The 17,794-nt window shown below is 61.2% G+C and carries 17 protein-coding genes; 6 read left to right on the forward strand and 11 right to left on the reverse strand.

Translation table 11 applies throughout. The features are described from left to right. Positions 1 to 16 precede the first annotated feature (16 nt). The 3 genes from ACQK2G_RS19750 to ACQK2G_RS19760 all read left to right on the forward strand — a co-directional run bounded on the left by ACQK2G_RS19750 (position 17) and on the right by ACQK2G_RS19760 (position 2,810). On the forward strand, positions 17 to 850 hold the full coding sequence (locus tag ACQK2G_RS19750; RefSeq protein WP_425406751.1) for an EipB family protein: 834 nt from the start codon (positions 17 to 19) through the stop codon (positions 848 to 850). A 66-nt stretch (positions 851 to 916) separates the two neighbouring features. Continuing rightward, positions 917 to 2,299: a leucyl aminopeptidase family protein gene (locus tag ACQK2G_RS19755; RefSeq protein WP_425406752.1), complete on the forward strand. Its 1,383-nt coding sequence runs from the start codon at positions 917 to 919 to the stop codon at positions 2,297 to 2,299. Positions 2,300 to 2,471: 172 nt separating this feature from the next. Continuing rightward, complete coding sequence (locus ACQK2G_RS19760) at positions 2,472 to 2,810, forward strand: MarR family transcriptional regulator (RefSeq protein ID WP_425406753.1); 339 nt, start codon at positions 2,472 to 2,474, stop codon at positions 2,808 to 2,810. 28 nt (positions 2,811 to 2,838) lie between these two features. On the opposite strand, the gene ACQK2G_RS19765 is transcribed toward ACQK2G_RS19760, so the two are convergent. From ACQK2G_RS19765 to ACQK2G_RS19790, 6 genes are all read right to left on the reverse strand, one after another. Then, positions 2,839 to 4,482, reverse strand: a complete 1,644-nt coding sequence (locus ACQK2G_RS19765; RefSeq protein ID WP_425406754.1) for an ABC transporter ATP-binding protein — start codon at positions 4,480 to 4,482, stop codon at positions 2,839 to 2,841. A gap of 23 nt (positions 4,483 to 4,505) precedes the next feature. Beyond that, positions 4,506 to 5,546, reverse strand: a complete 1,041-nt coding sequence (locus tag ACQK2G_RS19770) for an ABC transporter permease (protein ID WP_425406755.1) — start codon at positions 5,544 to 5,546, stop codon at positions 4,506 to 4,508. Between the two features lie 18 nt (positions 5,547 to 5,564). Continuing rightward, complete coding sequence (locus ACQK2G_RS19775; RefSeq protein WP_425406756.1) at positions 5,565 to 6,671, reverse strand: microcin C ABC transporter permease YejB; 1,107 nt, start codon at positions 6,669 to 6,671, stop codon at positions 5,565 to 5,567. Positions 6,672 to 6,711: 40 nt separating this feature from the next. Continuing rightward, the gene (locus ACQK2G_RS19780; protein ID WP_425406757.1) at positions 6,712 to 8,583 is read right to left on the reverse strand and encodes an extracellular solute-binding protein; all 1,872 of its coding nucleotides are present in this window, start codon (positions 8,581 to 8,583) and stop codon (positions 6,712 to 6,714) included. A gap of 174 nt (positions 8,584 to 8,757) precedes the next feature. Next, positions 8,758 to 9,549: a histidinol-phosphatase gene (gene hisN / locus ACQK2G_RS19785; protein WP_425406758.1), complete on the reverse strand. Its 792-nt coding sequence runs from the start codon at positions 9,547 to 9,549 to the stop codon at positions 8,758 to 8,760. A 68-nt stretch (positions 9,550 to 9,617) separates the two neighbouring features. Then, positions 9,618 to 10,163, reverse strand: coding sequence for a c-type cytochrome (locus ACQK2G_RS19790; protein ID WP_425406759.1), 546 nt, complete (start codon positions 10,161 to 10,163; stop codon positions 9,618 to 9,620). A 281-nt stretch (positions 10,164 to 10,444) separates the two neighbouring features. On the opposite strand from ACQK2G_RS19790, the gene ACQK2G_RS19795 reads away from it, so the two are divergent. Both ACQK2G_RS19795 and ACQK2G_RS19800 read left to right on the forward strand, forming a co-directional pair. Then, complete coding sequence (locus ACQK2G_RS19795) at positions 10,445 to 11,173, forward strand: 3-deoxy-manno-octulosonate cytidylyltransferase (protein ID WP_425406760.1); 729 nt, start codon at positions 10,445 to 10,447, stop codon at positions 11,171 to 11,173. Positions 11,174 to 11,180: 7 nt separating this feature from the next. Continuing rightward, complete coding sequence (locus ACQK2G_RS19800; RefSeq protein ID WP_425406761.1) at positions 11,181 to 11,564, forward strand: ACT domain-containing protein; 384 nt, start codon at positions 11,181 to 11,183, stop codon at positions 11,562 to 11,564. 18 nt (positions 11,565 to 11,582) lie between these two features. Here ACQK2G_RS19800 and ACQK2G_RS19805 read toward each other — a convergent pair whose 3' ends face one another. Next, complete coding sequence (locus ACQK2G_RS19805) at positions 11,583 to 12,890, reverse strand: HlyD family secretion protein (protein WP_425406762.1); 1,308 nt, start codon at positions 12,888 to 12,890, stop codon at positions 11,583 to 11,585. A 13-nt stretch (positions 12,891 to 12,903) separates the two neighbouring features. Then, positions 12,904 to 13,413, reverse strand: a complete 510-nt coding sequence (locus tag ACQK2G_RS19810; protein WP_425406763.1) for a MarR family winged helix-turn-helix transcriptional regulator — start codon at positions 13,411 to 13,413, stop codon at positions 12,904 to 12,906. 231 nt (positions 13,414 to 13,644) lie between these two features. Between ACQK2G_RS19810 and ACQK2G_RS19815 the strand changes: the two genes are divergently transcribed. After that, entirely contained in the window at positions 13,645 to 14,841 is a 1,197-nt protein-coding gene (locus tag ACQK2G_RS19815) for a mandelate racemase/muconate lactonizing enzyme family protein (protein WP_425406764.1), read from the forward strand. An 80-nt stretch (positions 14,842 to 14,921) separates the two neighbouring features. Here ACQK2G_RS19815 and ACQK2G_RS19820 read toward each other — a convergent pair whose 3' ends face one another. From ACQK2G_RS19820 to ACQK2G_RS19830, 3 genes are read right to left on the reverse strand one after another with little or no spacing between them, the layout of a single operon-like run. After that, positions 14,922 to 15,422: an N-acetyltransferase family protein gene (locus tag ACQK2G_RS19820; protein WP_425406765.1), complete on the reverse strand. Its 501-nt coding sequence runs from the start codon at positions 15,420 to 15,422 to the stop codon at positions 14,922 to 14,924. 2 nt (positions 15,423 to 15,424) lie between these two features. Beyond that, positions 15,425 to 16,330, reverse strand: coding sequence for a dihydrodipicolinate synthase family protein (locus tag ACQK2G_RS19825; protein ID WP_425406766.1), 906 nt, complete (start codon positions 16,328 to 16,330; stop codon positions 15,425 to 15,427). Between the two features lie 27 nt (positions 16,331 to 16,357). Then, on the reverse strand, positions 16,358 to 17,761 hold the full coding sequence (locus tag ACQK2G_RS19830) for an FAD-binding oxidoreductase (RefSeq protein ID WP_425406767.1): 1,404 nt from the start codon (positions 17,759 to 17,761) through the stop codon (positions 16,358 to 16,360). Positions 17,762 to 17,794 lie beyond the last annotated feature (33 nt).

Consider the following 17,794-nt stretch of genomic DNA (forward strand, 5'->3'; position numbering starts at 1 on the left):
TTCGCGAAAAGGACCGATGATGAATATCCGCATGCTGCCGGTCGCCGGCTTGATCGGCGCCCTGGGGATGGCCCTGATCGGCCAAACCGTCTTGGCACCGCAGGCGGTAGCCGCTTCGGTTACCCTGCAACCGCATCAGGCGCATTACCGCCTGGAGACGACCGAGGTCCGCATGCCGGGCGCCGGTGCGTCGCTGCCAGGGGAATTCATCGTTCGGCTCCAGAAACGCTGCACCGGTTGGGTCCTGCTGACACAGCTGACACTCGGCCTGGAGGTTTCCAACGGCCAGATCCTGGAAATCGAGTCCATCGGGGCCGCGGAGGAATCGCTCGACGGACGCGGCATGAGTTTCGAGTCCAAGCTGCGGATGAACAACGAACTGATCGAATCCCTCAAAGGCACCGCCGCCCTCAACGCGGACGGCACCGGGGTCGTCAACATCACTGTCCCGGAAGCCCAGACCCTGCCCTTGCCGAAAGGTACGATTTTTTCCGTTTCCGCCTTCCACGATACCGTCGGAAAGATCCTGGCCGGCGAGAAGATCGTGAATTACATCCTCTTCGACGGCTCAACGCCGGAACCGATCCGGGGGACCGATGTGGTCGTGGGCCCGGCCAAGCCTATGGATGAACCGCCGGAAGGCGATGCGGACCTGATCGAAGGACCCGGCTGGCAGGTCGTCACATCCTTCTACGGATTGAACGACACGGATGCCCACCCATTGGTGACCAACACCGCGCATGTCTTCGCGAACGGGATCACGACACGGATTTCGTTGGATATCGGCCTTGCGGTCACCGACGGTACCTTGACCTTGTTGCAAGCCCTGCCGGAACCTTCCTGCCCTTGACCCTTTCCCTGTTTCAGACCGGCCGGATCATCCGGCCCCATAACGATGAGAACCAAGAGAGCCGCCATGGATTGCTTTGCCGCGAAAGCCAACAAATCGACCGTCACCCTGATCGCCGTCAACGAGGACGGATTCAAGGATTGGATCGCGCAGAGGCCGGCACCCGAACAACACTGGATCGACGCGAACAAGTTCAAACCCACACCGGGAGCGGTTCTGATGCTTCCGGGCGAGGCCGGAAAGCCGGGCGAAGCCCTTGTCGGCGTCGAGAACAACGGCCCGGATAAATGGAGTTGGGGCGCCGCCGCCACGCGCCTGCCCGAAGGGCGTTACGCCCTTCCGAAAGGAATGGAGACTGAGTACGCCGAGGCGGCGGCTTTGGGTTGGGCGCTGGGCAGCTACCGCTTCGACCGCTATGCCAAGAAGGGCGGACCGGCATCGAAACTGGTCCTGCCTGATTCCGCAAACCGGAAGAGCGTCGAGGAATTCGCCAAGGCGATCTACTTGGTGCGCGACCTGATCAATACGCCGGCCTCCGACATGGGTCCGGGCGAGTTGGCGCATGAAGCGCGGAAACTGGCCCGTCATTTCAAATGCGATATCGACGTGACTGTCGGCGACGATCTGCTGTCCGAGAACTATCCGATGGTCCATGCTGTCGGACGGGCCTCTACCCGCGCGCCACGCCTGATCGACATGTCCTGGGGCAAGTCCAAACATCCGAAGGTCACCCTGGTCGGCAAGGGCGTATGCTTCGATTCCGGCGGATTGGACCTGAAGACATCCGGCGGCATGTTGATGATGAAAAAGGATATGGGCGGTGCGGCGCATGTCCTGGGGCTGGCCCATATGATCATGGCGGCGGGCCTGCCGGTGCGCCTGCGGGTTCTTATCCCGGCGGTCGAAAACAGCGTGTCCGGCGACGCCTTCCGCCCCTGGGACGTACTGTCTACCCGCAAGGGCATCACCGTGGAAGTCGGCAATACCGACGCGGAAGGCCGCCTTGTCCTGGCCGATGCGATTACGGCGGCCTTGGAAGACGAACCCGAATTGCTGGTCGACTTCGCGACCCTGACCGGGGCGGCCCGCGTTGCCGTCGGGACGGAAATTGCCGCCTATTTCTGTTCCGACAACGCACTGGCCGGGGAACTGGAGGGCGCGGCAACCAGGGAAGACGATCCGGTCTGGCGCCTGCCGCTGCACGCCTCCTATCGAAAGCTGCTTGAAAGCAAGGTCGCGGATATCAGCAGCACCGGCAGCGGCGGCTATGCCGGGGCGACCACAGCCGCTCTGTTCCTGCAGGAATTCGTCGGCGAAAAGACCCCCTGGATCCATTTCGACATCATGGCATGGAACACCGGCACGCGCCCCGGCCGGCCGGAAGGCGGCGAAGCGATGGGGATCCGCGCCGTGTTCGATACGATCAGGCGGCGATTCTCCAAGCACTAGGTATCCAGGTGACGCGGCGGGCCGGATTCGCCCGGTCCGCCCCTTGTCATCGCTGCCGAGTCATTGGATAGTCGGAACATTCGGAACGGATACGAAACAATTTTACCGACCCTGCCGCCAAATTCGAATTTGAGTGCGTGACGGGTTTCTGAATCAACCGCCAGCGATTGTGATGGATTTGACGCCCAATCAAGCCTTGGAAATCTGGCGCGGCGCCATTGTCGAAAGCGTCCGTCGCGATTCTCCCGATCTCTCGGCCCGGCAAATGGCGGTGCTGACGACGGTTTATCTGCAGCCTTCCCCGCATACGGTCCGGGGGCTGGCGGAAGCGTTGAACGTATCGAAACCCGCCGTGACGCGGGCACTGGACCGTCTCTCGGAACTGGGGCTTGTGAGGCGCAAGCCGGATGAGGAGGACAGGCGGTCCGTTCTGATCCAACGCACTGTCAAAGGCTCCGTCTATCTGACGGAATTCGCCGAACTGATCATCGAGGCCGCCAAGGCGGACTGACCGCCAAGCCCGGACCCGACCGCCACAGCTACATCGAGACAACGCCTGATTCGACCGCTTCCATCCGGAAGGCAGCCGCCATCAGCGCCTGTGTGTAAGGTGTGCCGGGATTGTCGAAAATCTCCTCAGCCGGCCCGTATTCCACCACCTTGCCGTCGCGCATCACGAGCACCGTATCGGCCATGGCGCGAACCACTTTCAGATCATGGCTGATGAACATATAGGCGAGCTTATAACGTTCCTGCAGGTCTTTCAGCAGGTCCACGATCTGCGTCTGGACAGACATGTCGAGCGCGGAAGTCGGCTCGTCCAGTACGATGAAGCGCGGCTTCAGGACCAGCGCGCGGGCGACCGCGATACGCTGCCGCTGGCCGCCGGAGAATTCATGCGGATAACGGTGGCGCGATTCCGGGTCCAGGTTCACGTCGCGCAAAGCGTCGATCACCAATTGTTCGCGGCCCGCCGCATCGCCGCCCAGGTCATGCACCTTCAGCCCTTCCTCGACGATTTCGCCCACCGACATGCGGGGGCTCAGGCTGCCATAGGGATCCTGGAAGACCACCTGCATTTCCCGCCGCAAGGGCCGCAACTGCTTGTTGGACAATCCACGCAGATCCTGCCCCTCGAAGGATATGGCGCCTTCGGACTGCTGCAGCCGTAACAGGGCCATGCCGAGTGTCGTCTTGCCGGACCCGGATTCCCCGACCACGCCCAAGGTCTGTCCCTCGCGGATCGTCACGTCGATACCGTCAACCGCCTTGATATAGTCCACCGTCCGCCGAAACACGCCGGATTTGATCGGAAACCAGACTTTCACCTGCTCGCCGGACATCACGATCGGGGAGCTTTCCGGCACCTGAGCTTTTCGCCCCTTCGGCTGGGCGGCGAGGAGGCGCTTGGTATACGCGTCCTGCGGTTGGTCGAAGACCTTCGTCGTCGCCCCCTGTTCGACGATTTTCCCGTCATTCATCACGCAGACCCGATCCGCGACGCGCCGGACAATTCCCAGATCATGGGTAATGAAAAGCATCGCCATGCCGAGTTTCTCCTGAAGGTCCTGCAACAGCTTCAGGATCTGCGCCTGGATCGTCACGTCCAGGGCCGTGGTCGGTTCGTCCGCGATCAGCAGTTCCGGATCATTGGCAAGCGCCATGGCGATCATAACGCGTTGTCGCTGCCCCCCGGAAAGTTCATGGGGGAACGAGTTCAGACGCTTCTCCGGCTCCCGGATTCCGACCATATCCATCAGTTCCAGGACGCGCGGGCGCGCTTCGGTGATCGACAACCCCTTGTGGATCAACAACGGCTCTCGAATCTGCTTTTCCACCGTATGCAGCGGATTGAGGGACGACATCGGTTCCTGGAAGATCATCGAGATCCGATTGCCGCGCACCTTCCGCAGGTCAGGCTCCGCCGCGCCCATCAGTTCAGCACCGGCGAAAGTGATGGAGCCGGATGGGTGATAGGCCGCCGGATAGGGCAGCAATTGCAGGATAGACAGCGCGGTCACCGACTTGCCCGATCCCGATTCGCCCACCAGCGCGACCGTCTCCCCTTTCTTAACATCGAAGGAGACGTGGCGTACCGCTTCGATATCGCCATCCGATCCGCGGAAATTCACCGACAGATCGGAAATCGAAAGAAGGGGTTCGGTGGCGGCGGTTTCGGTCATTTTGTCATCTCGCTCATGCACCTTCATTCCTGGATCTTGCGCGGATCGAACGCGTCGCGCACAGCCTCGCCAATAAACACCAGCAAGGTCAACATCGCACCCACGGTCACGAAGGCGGTGATGCCGAGCCAGGGCGCCTGCAGGTTTTCCTTACCCTGTTTCAGCAATTCCCCAAGCGATGGCGACCCCGGCGGCAAACCGAATCCCAGAAAGTCCAGCGATGCCAGCGAAACGACCGCGCCGCTCAACACGAAGGGCAGATAGGTCAGGGTTGCGACCATGGCGTTGGGAAGGATATGCCGCGCCATGATGACAAGATTGGAAACGCCCAATGCGCGGGACGCCTTGACGAAATCCAGATTCCGCGCGCGCAGGGTTTCGGCCCGGACGAGCCCGACGAGGGCGGTCCAGCCGAAGGCGACCATGATCAGCAGCAGCCACCAGAAGGTCGGCGTCACGATGCTGGCCAGGATGATCAACAGATAAAGCGTTGGCAGGCTGGTCCAGATTTCGATGAAACGTTGCCCCAGCAGATCGTACCAGCCGCCGAAAAAACCCTGACTGAGGCCGGCGGTTATCCCGATCACGCTGCTGATGCCGACAAAGGCAAGGCCGAAAAGGACCGATATCCGGAACCCATAGAGGGTGCGGGCAAAGACATCCCGAGCCTGATCATCCGTCCCCAGCCAATGGGTCGAATCCGGCGGCGTCGGCGCCGGCTGGCCCAGGTCCAGAACCTGCGTGTCATAACTGTATTCGACCAGCGGCCAAATCATCCATCCCTTTTCACGGATCAGGGATTGGACTTCGGGATCTTTGTATTCGGCCTCCGTCTCGAAGAAACCGCCATATTCCGTTTCCGGGACGAATTGAAGAACTGGCACATAATATCGGCCGTCATAGGAAACCAGGACCGGTTTGTCGTTTGCGATGAATTCCGCGAACAGGGAGACGATGAAAAGAACCAGGAAAATCCAGAACGACCACCAACCGCGCCGGTTACCCCGGAAGGCGTGAAGCCTGCGCCGCGTTATCGGCGACAGCCCAAGCCCGCGTACCTGCATCTTGCCCCCCATGCAGGCCTACCGTGCGTCGAAATCGATCCGAGGATCGATGACGGTATAGGTGACGTCGTTGATCAGGTTCAGGACCAAACCGATCAGCGTGAAGAAATAGAGGGTTGCGAACATGACGGGGTAATCGCGATCGATCGCGGCCTGGAATCCCAACAGGCCCAGCCCGTCGAGGGAGAAGATCACCTCGGTCAGCAGCGCCCCAGTAAAGAGAATGCCGATGAAGGCCGCCGGGAAGCCCGCGATGACGATCAGCATCGCGTTGCGGAACACGTGCCCGTAGAGAACAGCCCTGTCGGACAATCCCTTGCCGCGCGCCGTGGTGACGTATTGCTTGCGGATTTCCTCCAGGAAACTGTTCTTGGTCAGCATCGTCAGCGTCGCGAAGGCAGAAATCAGCAGCGACAGGACCGGCAGAACCATATGCCACAGGTAGTCGAGGATCTGTTCCCCCGTCGATAGATCGTCCCAGTTCTCCGAGACGAGGCCGCGGAGGGGGAACCAATCCAGATATCGCCCGCCGGCGAATACAACGATCAACAGCACGGCAAACAGGAAGGACGGCACCGCATAGCCGATAATAATCGCCGTGCTGGTCCACATGTCGAAGCGCGAGCCGTCGCGGATCGCCTTGGCAATGCCGAGCGGAATGCAGATCAGGTAGGTCAGCAGCGTCGTCCAGAGCCCGAGTGAGATCGAGACCGGCATCTTGTCGAGGACGAGATCCACCACCCGGCGATCCTGGAAATAGCTCTCCCCGAAATCGAAACTCAGATAGCTTCCCATCATTTTCAGGAAGCGTTCGTGCAGCGGCTTGTCGAAGCCGAACTGCTTTTCCAGCTTGGCAATGAATTCGGGGTCAAGCCCGCGGGCGCCGCGATAACGCGATTGCTCGCCCTGTGCGCCGCCCTGCCCGGTTCCCGGGCCGGCCGCGAAATCCCCGCCTGCCCCTTCGGTGACGCGGGACAGGGCACCGGCTGCTGTCCCCTCGATCTGGGCCAGGATCCGTTCAACCGGCCCGCCGGGCGCCGCCTGAATGATCAGAAAGCTCAACAGCATGACGCCGAAGAGGGTCGGGATGATGAACAACAGCCTTCTGATGATATAGGCCAGCACGGTTCTTCCGTCGCTTGTTATTCCAGACCCGAAGGCGTGGTCAGTTTCCCTTGCCGCGCGTCAACGCGGCATCCTTTTCGGGGTCGACCCACCAGGCATCCGGCACCACGCCCCGTGCCGGAATGATATCCGGCAGACCGAAACGGTTCCAGTAGGCAACGCGATCGGTGGCCCCGTGATACATCGGGATCATGAAGAAGTTCCACAGCAATACCCGGTCCAACGCCCGGGTTCGTGTGACCAGACTATCCCGATCCGGCGCCGCGATCAGCAATTCGACCAGTTCGTCGATCGCCGGGTCGGTGATCCCCATCAGGTTTCGGCTTCCTTCCCGGGCCGCGGCGGCGGATCCCCAGTAGTAGCGCTGTTCGTTTCCGGGCGAGACCGATTGGCCGAATACGGCGACAACCATGTCGAAATCGAAAGTCTCGGTTATGCGGCGATACTGCGCATCGTCGACGATGCGAATCCGCGCCTTGATACCCAGCCGCTCCAGGCTTCGCACCAGGGCCTGCGTGTGTGGTTCCAGCTGATCGTTTCGCAGGACGATCTCGAAGGTGAAAACCTCGCCCGTTTCCTCGTTGGTCAGCACCTTGTTCTTGATGCTCCATCCGGCATCTTTCAGCAGCATGGCCGCCTTTTTCAGGTTCTGGCGGTTATTGCCGCTGCCGTCGGTTTGCGGGGGAACGAATTCCTCGGTGAAGACCCGTTCCGGGATCTGGCCGCGATAGGGGTTGAGGATTTCCAGCTCCGCCGGGGAGGGCAGACCGGTCGCACCCAATTCGTGGTTGTCGAAAAAACTGTCGGTCCGCTGATACGCGCCGTACATGATCGTCTTGTTGACCCATTCGAAGTCCCAGGCATAGGTCAACGCCTCGCGCACCCGGATGTCTTGGAATACCGGCTTGCGCAGGTTGAATGCGAAACCTTGCATCGGCGCCACGCGCTGGTTCGCGAATTCACGCTTGATCATTGCCCCCGACTCCACGGCAGGGATGTCGAAGGCGGTGGCCCATTCCTTGGCGCTGTTCTCAATCCAGATGTCGACGGCGCCCGCCTTGAACGCTTCGCGCGAAATCGTGCGGTCGCGATAGAAGTCGTACCGTATGGTCTGAAAATTGTTGAAACCCCGGCTGACGGGCAGATCGCGGCCCCAATAATCTTCCACGCGTTCCAGAGTGAGCGAGCGGCCGGGTTCGACCTTCGAGATTTTGTAGGGGCCCGACCCCAGCGGCGGTTCCAAAGTGGTCTGGTCGAACGGCCGGTCCTGGTAATAGTGCTTCGGAAGCACCACCAATTCGGAGAGAATCAGCGGCATTTCCTTGTTTTCGCCGGGGTAGAGGACAAACCGCACGGTGTGTTCGTCCGGCGTCTCCACTTTCTCCACCGCCGCATAGTAGTACTGGTAAGTGGGGCTGCCTTTTTCGCGCAGCGTATCGAAGGTCCAGGCGACATCCTCGGCGGTGATCGGCTTGCCGTCGTGGAACCGTGCTTCCGGGCGCAGCTTGAATTCGACCCAGGACCCGTCTTCCGGCACCTCGATGGTCTCCGCGACCAGTCCGTATACCGCGCTGTCCTCGTCGCTGACCTGCTTCATCAAAGTGTCGTAGATCATTGCCGTCTGGAAAGCGGCATTGCCCTTGATGATGAAGGGATTGAGGGAATCGAAGGTGCCCGAACCTTCCTCCACCACAAGGCCGCCCTTCGGCGCATCCGGATTGACGTATTCGAGATGTTGGAAATCGGCCGGGTATTTCAGCGCGTGATTCAGGGCGAAGCCGTGCGACGGGCCATTCGTTCCCGAAGCCGTTGCCGTACCCGTCGCAACGGTCAGTCCCGCGATGAAGAACACGGCGCCGAATGCACGGCGCCAACCCAAAGCCCCATTAAGACCCGAGATGACTTCTGTCATTTGATCGTGAATCCACCCGCTCCCTGTTGCCGGGGTCCGGTTCGTCCCCGCTTGAGGTCTACCTTGCCACTAATGAAGACCGACGGCACCGGCAATCAAGCCTTGCCACAAAAATGCCTCATTCCCAAGCCCGAGCGCGGTAACCACATGCGTTGGCCGACGCTTGCCGCCGATTCAAGCCGCCGGACCCAATAGCCGGACGGCCGGGTCATGGACGCTTTTCGACGCCGCCCCCAGGAACGTATCCCCCGATGTCAGGGTGAGCGGTTCGCCGGACCAGGTCGTCGCAGTGCCTCCCGCCGCGCGGATGATCGGCGCCAGGGCCATGTAGTCATAAGGCTTCAGCCCGCATTCCACATGCAGGTCCACGCAACCGCTGGCGATCAGGCCGGTGGAATAGCAATCCCCGCCATAGCGGGGCATGTCGACCCGGTCGTAGAGTTGATAGAATGCCTTGCGCCGCGCCTCGGAATTGAACAGGTCCGGCCCCGTGGTGTACAGCCGCGCGCGGCCCAATCCGCCGCAGTCACGGGTATGGACAGGGCCTCCGTTGAACGTCGTACCGTGGCCCAAGGCGCCCAGCCAGCGTTCCTTCAGGATCGGCTGATCCAAAACGCCCAAGACCGGAACACCCTGATCCGCAAGGGCGATCAAGGTGCCGAAGACAGGCATGCCGGCAATAAAGGCGCGGGTTCCGTCGATCGGATCCAGGACCCAGACATAGCGGGCGTCCAGACGGACCTGGCCGTGTTCCTCGCCAAAGATGCCGTGATCGGGGTAGTGCTGCTCGATCAGCGCGCGGATCGCGGATTCCGCTTCCCGGTCGGCGATCGTGACCGGACTTTCATCCTGTTTCGCGATCACATCGAAAGGCGTGCGGAAATGGCGTGCAACAACATCCCGCGCCGCGTCGGCCAGGCGATTCGCGAAAGCGATGAATTCAGAAGGAACCGTCGTGTCGGGCATCGCCCCCTCCGGTCATGAAAAGGGCGGCCGAACGGCCGCCCTTTTCAGTTTTCACGCGAACCGCGCCGTTAGGGCAGCGGAACGGGATTGTCGCTCAATGTCCGCAGATAGGCGATCAGGTTCGCCCGGTCCTCGGTCTTCGACAGGCCCCTGAAGGCCATGCCCGTGCCGGCGATGAAATCCTTGGGCTTGTAGAGGAAGTGATTGAGATCCTCGAACGTCCATTCGCCACCCGCGGCCTTCATCGCATCGGAATACTTGCTGAACCCGTCGGCACCGGCCTTGGGACGACCGACAACGCCGTAAAGCGCCGGCCCGACACCATTGGCGCCGCCCTGTTCGAATTTGTGACAGGCGGTGCACTTCTTGAGCAGCTTTTCGCCTTTCCCCAGATCGGCAGAGGCCAGAAGCGCTTCGATCGGTTCCGGACCGGTATCCTCGGCCGGGCCCGGGGCAGGTCCATCATCCTGAACCTCGATCACGAACGCATTCTCTTCCGGAGTGGTCGGGTGATAAACGAACGTGGAGATGAACCCCGCGGTCATGGCGATCAGCCCAGCCGTCAGAACAGCGGCCGCCACCTTGTTGATCATAAGCGGATCTTCGTCATGCATAGCGTATTCCCCAAACGCTCCGTGTGTCCCACGCCGCAAGGTGATGCCCCTTGGACATGTCACAGGTGATTGAATCCGGGGGATTCTAGCGGGGATTCGCCCAGCATTGCGAGCCTTGCCCCACCCGTATCTTTTCCCCGGTGCCATTGGGGTATATCGTGTCGCCACGCGCGAATCAACCACGCGAAATCAACAGTCTAGCGCTCGGAATTCGGTACCGTTCCAGCACAGCCACGGCCTACGCCACGATAGATACAACCAAAGTAGACCCTGAATCGCCCATGAATCCCATTGTCCTGATCCCCGCGCGCCTCGCGGCCTCGCGGTTTCCCAACAAGCCGCTCGCCGATATCCACGGAAAATCGATGATCGTTCACTGCGTCGAACGGGCGCAGGAGGCTGATCTTGGACCGGTCTGGGTGGCCGCCGGGGACAATGAGATCGTCGATGCGGTGGAACAGGCCGGCGGCAAGGCCGTCTTGACGGATCCCGCCCATCCGTCCGGTTCCGACCGGATTTGGGAGGCTGCCTGCAAGATAGACCCCGACGGGAAGTACGATGTCATCGTGAACATGCAAGGGGATCTGCCGGCCATGGAACCCGGTATTCTGCGCGATGTGACAAAACCGCTGACCGACAGTCAGGTGGATATCGGCACGTCGGTCGCGGTCATCACCGACCCGGAGGACCGCGCGAATCCCAATGTGGTGAAAGCGATCGCCGGGTTTGAAGACGGGGCTCGGCAAGCCCGCGCCCTGGCCTTCACCCGCGCCACCGCCCCCTGGGGGGACGGGCCGCTGTACTACCATTTCGGTATTTATACCTATCGCCGGAGTGCCCTGGAGCGATTTGTCGCACTGCCACCGGGCGTTCTGGAAAAGCGGGAAAAGCTGGAACAGATGCGCGCACTGGAAAACGGGATGCGGATCGATGCGGTGCTGATAGACACTATTCCGCTGACGGTCGACACGCCGGAAGACCTGGAACCGGTTCTGGAAGCGCTTCGCTGAGGCAAAGATGCCGCCAAGCGTCGATCTACACCTGTTGGACGGGGAATACGCCGTCACCCTGCTGCCCCCCGGCGGCGCGGTACCCGATTGGGTTCGTGGCCCGGGTTTCGTCAATGTCAGCTATTGCAGCGACGAGTTGTCCATCGTCACACCGGCGGAAAGGGTTCCCGGCGGGATCGCCGCGGACAGAGGATGGCGGGCCGTAAAACTGACAGGCAGTTTCGATTTGGACCAACCCGGTATCGTTCTGTCTGTCGTCCGCCCGATCTCGGAAAACGGATTGGGCGTGTTCGTGATTTCCACCTATCACCGGGATTACATTCTGATCAGGGCCGAGACCCTGGACCGGGCCCGGACCCTATTGGCGAAAGCCGGGCACCGCTGGGTCTGAACCGGCAGCTTCAACCGCTCATTTTCCCAGCGTATTGTGCGCCAGAATCGCATCCTTCCAGCCGTCGACCTTCGCCATATATTGGCCCCAGACCGTCTCGAAACTCTTGTCCTGTTCCGTATCGACGGTGATCGTCGCGGTCATGCCGGCTCGAAGGGCCGGGCGGTCGGCGAATTCCAGGATCTCGATCCGGACCGGCAGACGCTGCACCACCTTGACCCAGTTCCCGGACGCATTCTGCGGCGGCAGGACCGCGAATTCCGCGCCGGTCGCGGGACTGATGCTGCCGATCGTCGCCGGCCAGGTCACGCCGGGATAGGCGTCGATCTCGACCTCCACCGGCTGACCTTCGCGCATATGCGTCAGCTGGGTTTCCTTCAGGTTCGCCTCGATCCAGAGCCCCTCGGTGGAAATCACGCCGAATATGGGGTCGCCTTCCTCCACCCATTCCCCCGCCTGAAGCCGCATTTGGCTGACGATACCATCGGCAGGGGCGAGGATTTCCGTATATTCCAGCTTCAATTGGGCCTGATGCAATTCGGCCTCGGCCTCGGTGAACAGCGGGTGCAACTCGGCCGCCTTCAACGGATCGCCGCCAAGACTGGCCAATACGGTCTGGCTTTTCTGGCGCAGGGTGTTCACGGATTGCTTGGCCGTCATCAGTTCGAACTGCGCTTCGTCCAGACTGGCCCTTGTCGCGACACCACGGCTGGCCAAGGCCTGCTGGCGTTCGAACTCGGTCGTGAAATAGGCGACCCTCTCCTTGGCCTCCTCGATTTCAGCCTGAACCTGACGGAATTCCGCGCGCCGACGCTCGATTTCCTGACGGGCCGCGTCCAGCTTGGCTTCGGCCTGATCGACAGCGATCTGATGCGGCCTGGAATTCAGCCGGAACAGTACATCGCCCCGCGCGACCCGTTCGTTGTCCGAAACCAGGACTTCCACGACGCGGCCGTCGATAGACGGACTCACCGCGATGATTTCGGTTTTGACATAGGCGTTTTCGGTCGAGACGTAGCGGCCGGACGTCATGAACCAATAGGCGCCCGCGAGCAGGACGCAGATCGGGACGACCAGCAACAGAAGCGCCCGTGTCGTGCGTCGCATAAACCGACGGATCGGCTTTTTCTTGGTGGCCGACGGGGACTGTCCCACATCCGCCGGCGCGTCGGGCGCACGGTTTTCCGACGGTTTCGCTTCCTGTGTCTGACCGGCTTCATTCGCCGGTTTCACGGGCATCGGCGCGGGTGGCGACGAGGCCTCTTGCGTCGGTTGGACGCGATTGGGTCCCGTCGGCATTTCGCGTTGGGCGGCTGTTTCACTCATCTTCCGCCCTTCCCTAGTCGTCGCCTGCCATGGCGACCGGTTCGGCAACCGTTTCGCGGCCAAGGGCCAGAAGGTTGCCCTTGATCTTCATCAGCGTATCCACGAACCGGTCCTGCTCGTCCCGATCGATTCCCGCCATGGCACTTTCGCGAACACCGGCGCCGATACCGCGCAAGGCGATCATCAGCTCCAACACCTCACCGGTCAGATAGACACGGCGAATGCGGCGGTCCTGGCCATCCGCCTCGCGCCGGACCCAGCCTTTTTCTTCCAGCTTGTCCAACAGGCGTCCCATCGTCGCGCGTTCCACTTCGCACTGATCCGCCAACTCGGTCTGGGTCGCCCCTTCATAAGCGTAGACGAAATTCAGGACCCACCATTGCGAACGGGTCAGCTGCAGCGTTCGACTGCGGCGGTCGAATTCAGCGCGCATCAAACGCGCCACGTCATGCAGCAGAAAGCCGAAATTCCGTTCCAGATCCGAGCGGTCCATGCCGCCTGCTTTTGGCAATTCGCCATCCATGGAGGTGCGTCGTCCAATCACCGATTTTTGTTGCATTGCTTACAATTGCATAGACTATAATTGCATTGCCAACAGAATCCAAGCGCACGTAATCAGACCAACCCTTGCGGTCAGGCCCGGGAAGCGGTCATCCTCGGGATACGGGCATTCAAGAAAACGCGGTCGACAGAACCGCGGCCGCCAATCCGGCAAGCGAGGGCGGCACCTCAAACAGGGTGGGAGCAAATCGCCATGCGCATCACGTCGATCGAGACATTGCGGCTGGAGGAGTTTTCCAACGTCCTTTGGGTCCTGATCCATACGGACGAGGGCGTTACAGGACTGGGCGAGACCTTTTTCGGATCCAAGGCGGTCGAAGCCTTCATTCACGAAACCGCGGCGCTGAAACTGATCGGCGAAGACCCGTTCCGAATCGAATACCTCAATCGCGAACTGCTGACCTATGTGGGCTTTTCCGGCCAGGGCGCCGAGGAACGCGGACGGTCGGCCATCGACATCGCGCTGTGGGACCTTTTCGGGAAGGCCATGGGCCAGCCCGTCTACCAGCTGCTCGGCGGTTTGTGCCGCGACAAGGTTCGCACCTACAACACCTGCGCCGGTTATCGCTATGTCCGCAGCCGCCCCACCTGGGGCACGGACGATTGGGGGCTGGAAAAGAGCGAGGGCCCTTACGAGGACCTGGACGCCTTCCTGAACCGCGCCGACGAACTGGCCCACAGCCTGCTTGAGCAGGGCATCACGGGGATGAAGATCTGGCCCTTCGATACCGCCGCGGAAAAGACCAAGGGCTACGACATTTCCTCCGCCGATCTGAACGCGGCCCTGGTCCCTTTCGAGAAGATCCGAAAGGCGGTCGGGGACAAGATCGACATTCACGTGGAGCTGCATTCACTGTGGCGGATGCCCGGCATCCTCAAGGTCGTGAAGGCGCTGGAACCTTTCGACCCCTATTGGATCGAAGACCCGATCCGGATGGACGGATTCGACGATCTGCGGGCCTTGTCGGAAAAGACCAAGGCGCCGATCTGCGCCAGCGAAACCCTCGGCACGATTCGGGATTTCCGCAGCCTGATGGAAGCGCAGTGTGCGCATATCGTAATGCCCGATGTCGGCTGGTGCGGCGGCATTACCGAAACCCGAAAAATCGCCGCCATCGCGGAGGCCTATCAACGGCCCGTCGCGCCGCATGACTGTCAGGGGCCGGTGGTTCTGGCGGCATCGGTCCATATGTCCCTCGCGCTGCCCAACGTACTGGTTCAGGAATCCGTCCGCGCCTTCTATGACGGTTGGTATGGGGAATTGGTGGATACCGTGCCACGGCCGGTCGAGGGCTTCTTCCATCCGCCGGAAGGACCCGGCCTGGGCCTGAACCTGCTGCCCGACCTGTGGAAGCGGGACGATGCGACCCAGAGGATAACCAGCGCCTGATTATCGCCTATTTGGCGCACAACGCGGCCCTGCGGGGCCGCGGCATAAGTCGGCATCAGATATGAACGGGGCAGGACGAACTATAGCTCCCGCTGCATATAGATCGTGTCCAACCAGCGATCAAACTTGAACCCAACATTCTTCAGGACCCCGGCATAGAGAAACCCACAGGCCTTGTGCACGCCGATGGAGCCGGAATTCTCTATATCCCCGATAACCGCGATGATCTGCCTGAAACCGCCGGCGCGGGCATCCTCGACCACCGATGACAGAAGCGTACGGCCGATGCCCCGCCCCTGGACGGAAGGGTCGACATAGATCGAGTCCTCAAGCGTGAAGCGATAACCGGGCCGGGGCCGAAACCAGTCGGCAAAGGCATAACCGACGACCTCGCCATTGTCCTCCGCCACACGAAAAGGAAGCTTCTGATCCAGCATTCGTTCGACCCGGGACGAGATGTCCTCCAGGCTGGGTGCCTCCAGGGAAAAACTCGCGGTTCCCGTTTCGACGGCCTCGGCATGAATTCGATGGATGCCCGGCGCGTCCTGCAACAACCCCGGGCGTATCGTCATGCCCTTCATGATCAAAAGCCCCCCAGTTCGGCGGCATAGCGTTGCAGCCATTGCAGCCCATGCGGGGTTGGCTGCTGGGCCGGCGCCCGGTCATGAACCTGGTCGAGCGACAGGCCCATCCGCAAGGCGGTGATGCGTTTGCCGTAACACAGGAAATTCTGCACCGACTGCATGCAGAAGATGATGACGGGAAGGATCTCACGATAGATCGATTCCATCTCCTGCTCGCGTCCCGCTTCGAAAGCCTTGTAGAGATCGATCTGTCTATCGAAGCAATCGGGGGCCGGAATCATGCCGACGCAACCGCCGCGCAGATTGTCCGGGAATTCCAGACCGCCGCGCCCGTTCAGGACACGGAAGACACCGTCCGTCGCATCGACCAATCCGGCGATTTCGATGGCGGGACCCTCGCCCTTCAGCAGGGCGACATTCGGGTGATTCCGGTTCAGGGTCTTCAACCCGTCTATCGAAAGTCCGACACCGATATAGGCCGCGGCATTCTGGATCGCGACGGGGATGGAGACCTTTTCCGCCACGCTGCCGAAGAAGCGAACATATTCGCCCTCGGCCAATCCTGCGACCGGTGGCGGCTGAAGGATAACGAAATCGACGCCAAGTTGATCCGCGGCCTTGGCGAAATCCACCTGTCCCTCGACCGTCGGTTCGGCAATCGTGATGGCGATGGGGCAGGCCCCGTCGACATCCTCGACCAGCCATTCCATGACCTGACGCCGTTCGGCCGTCGACAGTTTCGTGACCTCGGTCGCCAGTCCCAGGGCCGCGATCCCATGCGGGTTATGCTTCACGCAGGCCTGGGCCTGCTGCCGCATCAGATTACGGTCCAGCGCCCCCGTCTCGTCGAAAAACGCATAGAGGATCGGGTAGACGCCCCGAACCTGTGACGGATCGATTCCCATGGCTACCCCCGAAAATGACGTTCCCGATCAGGCCGGCAGGACCTTGCCCGGATTCATGATGCCTTCCGGGTCCAAAGCGTTCTTGATCATGCGCATGACGCTGACCGCTTCCCCGTGTTCGGCTTCCAGGAATTTCCGCTTGCCGGCGCCGATCCCGTGTTCGCCGGTGCAGGTCCCGTCCATGGCGAGGGCCTGATAGACCAGTTGCTTGTTATGCTCTTCCGCCTTCGCCAGCTCTTCCGGATTGTTCGGGTCGACGACGTAGCCGATGTGGAAGTTACCATCGCCGACATGCCCGACGATGGTGCCCACCAGTCCCTGCTCGTCCATGGTTCGTTTCGCCTCGGTGATGACTTCCGCCAGGCGGGAGATCGGCACACAGACATCCGTCGCCCAGACCTCGCATCCCGGCCGAAGAGCCCGTGTCGCGTAGTGACAGTTATGACGCGCGGTCCACAGCGTGTTGCGGTCTTCCTGTTTGGTCGCAAATTTGAAATTGGCGCCGCCGAAATCCGCCGCGATCGCCTGGACGGTTTCCGCCTGTTCCTTCACACCGGCTTCGGAGCCGTGGAATTCGAAGAAAAGATGATCCGCCGCCTTGAATCCATCAAGTTTGGAATAATCGATGCAGGCCGCCATCATTTCCTTGGAGACGAGTTCGACACGTGCGACGGGGACGCCGGACTGGATGGTCAGGATGGTGGTGTTCACCGCGTCTTCCAGACTGGGAAACTCGCAGACGGCGGAGGAGATCGCCTCCGGCACGCCGTACACTTTCAGCGTCAGTTCCGTGATGATGCCGAGCGTTCCCTCCGATCCCACGAATAGGCGGGTCAGGTCGTAGCCGGCCGAGGATTTTTTCGCCCGGCGCGCGGTCTTGATGACACGCCCGTCGGCCAGAACCGCGGTCAGGTTCAGGACGTTTTCCCGCATCGTGCCGTAACGCACCGCGTTCGTGCCCGAGGCCCGCGTCGCGGCCATACCGCCCAGCGAGGCATCCGCGCCCGGATCGATCGGGAAGAAGAGACCCGTGTCACGCAGGTATTCGTTCAACTGCTTGCGCGTCACACCCGCCTGAACGGTGACGTCCAGATCCTCGGCATTCACCTTAAGCACGTTGTTCATTTCCGAAACATCGATGCAGATACCGCCAAAAGGCGCGGTCACATGGCCTTCCAGCCCCGTACCCGTTCCGAAGGGAATGATCGGCGCCTTGTGCTTGGCCGCGATCTTGACCGCTTTGGCGACATCATCGGTCGAGCGCGCAAAGACGACCGCATCGGGCGGTTCGGCCTTGTGATAGCTTTCGTCGCTGCCATGCCGCTCCAGCACGGAGGCGGAAGTGGACACCTGGTCGCCGAAAACTTCCTTCAATTCGCTGATCAGGCTGTTCATCTCGGGTTCGACGAGCCGCGCCGTTACTGAAGCCATGTCATCTTCCTTTTTCTGAAAGCGGCCGTGGCA

The organism is Hwanghaeella sp. (assembly GCF_965227365.1).
Classification (GTDB): Bacteria; Pseudomonadota; Alphaproteobacteria; order UBA8366; family Aestuariispiraceae; genus Hwanghaeella.

Coding starts and splice junctions, on each gene's coding strand:
- ACQK2G_RS19825 (WP_425406766.1), bottom strand. CDS start 16,330: ATGGGAATCGATCCGTCACAGGTTCGGGGCGTCTACCCGATCCTCTAT.
- ACQK2G_RS19800 (WP_425406761.1), top strand. CDS start 11,181: ATGCCGCCAAGCGTCGATCTACACCTGTTGGACGGGGAATACGCCGTC.
- ACQK2G_RS19750 (WP_425406751.1), top strand. CDS start 17: ATGATGAATATCCGCATGCTGCCGGTCGCCGGCTTGATCGGCGCCCTG.
- ACQK2G_RS19830 (WP_425406767.1), bottom strand. CDS start 17,761: ATGGCTTCAGTAACGGCGCGGCTCGTCGAACCCGAGATGAACAGCCTG.
- ACQK2G_RS19790 (WP_425406759.1), bottom strand. CDS start 10,163: ATGCATGACGAAGATCCGCTTATGATCAACAAGGTGGCGGCCGCTGTT.
- ACQK2G_RS19795 (WP_425406760.1), top strand. CDS start 10,445: ATGAATCCCATTGTCCTGATCCCCGCGCGCCTCGCGGCCTCGCGGTTT.
- hisN (WP_425406758.1), bottom strand. CDS start 9,549: ATGCCCGACACGACGGTTCCTTCTGAATTCATCGCTTTCGCGAATCGC.
- ACQK2G_RS19760 (WP_425406753.1), top strand. CDS start 2,472: ATGGATTTGACGCCCAATCAAGCCTTGGAAATCTGGCGCGGCGCCATT.
- ACQK2G_RS19815 (WP_425406764.1), top strand. CDS start 13,645: ATGCGCATCACGTCGATCGAGACATTGCGGCTGGAGGAGTTTTCCAAC.
- ACQK2G_RS19755 (WP_425406752.1), top strand. CDS start 917: ATGGATTGCTTTGCCGCGAAAGCCAACAAATCGACCGTCACCCTGATC.
- ACQK2G_RS19820 (WP_425406765.1), bottom strand. CDS start 15,422: ATGAAGGGCATGACGATACGCCCGGGGTTGTTGCAGGACGCGCCGGGC.
- ACQK2G_RS19805 (WP_425406762.1), bottom strand. CDS start 12,890: ATGAGTGAAACAGCCGCCCAACGCGAAATGCCGACGGGACCCAATCGC.
- ACQK2G_RS19780 (WP_425406757.1), bottom strand. CDS start 8,583: ATGACAGAAGTCATCTCGGGTCTTAATGGGGCTTTGGGTTGGCGCCGT.
- ACQK2G_RS19770 (WP_425406755.1), bottom strand. CDS start 5,546: ATGCAGGTACGCGGGCTTGGGCTGTCGCCGATAACGCGGCGCAGGCTT.
- ACQK2G_RS19765 (WP_425406754.1), bottom strand. CDS start 4,482: ATGACCGAAACCGCCGCCACCGAACCCCTTCTTTCGATTTCCGATCTG.
- ACQK2G_RS19810 (WP_425406763.1), bottom strand. CDS start 13,413: ATGGATGGCGAATTGCCAAAAGCAGGCGGCATGGACCGCTCGGATCTG.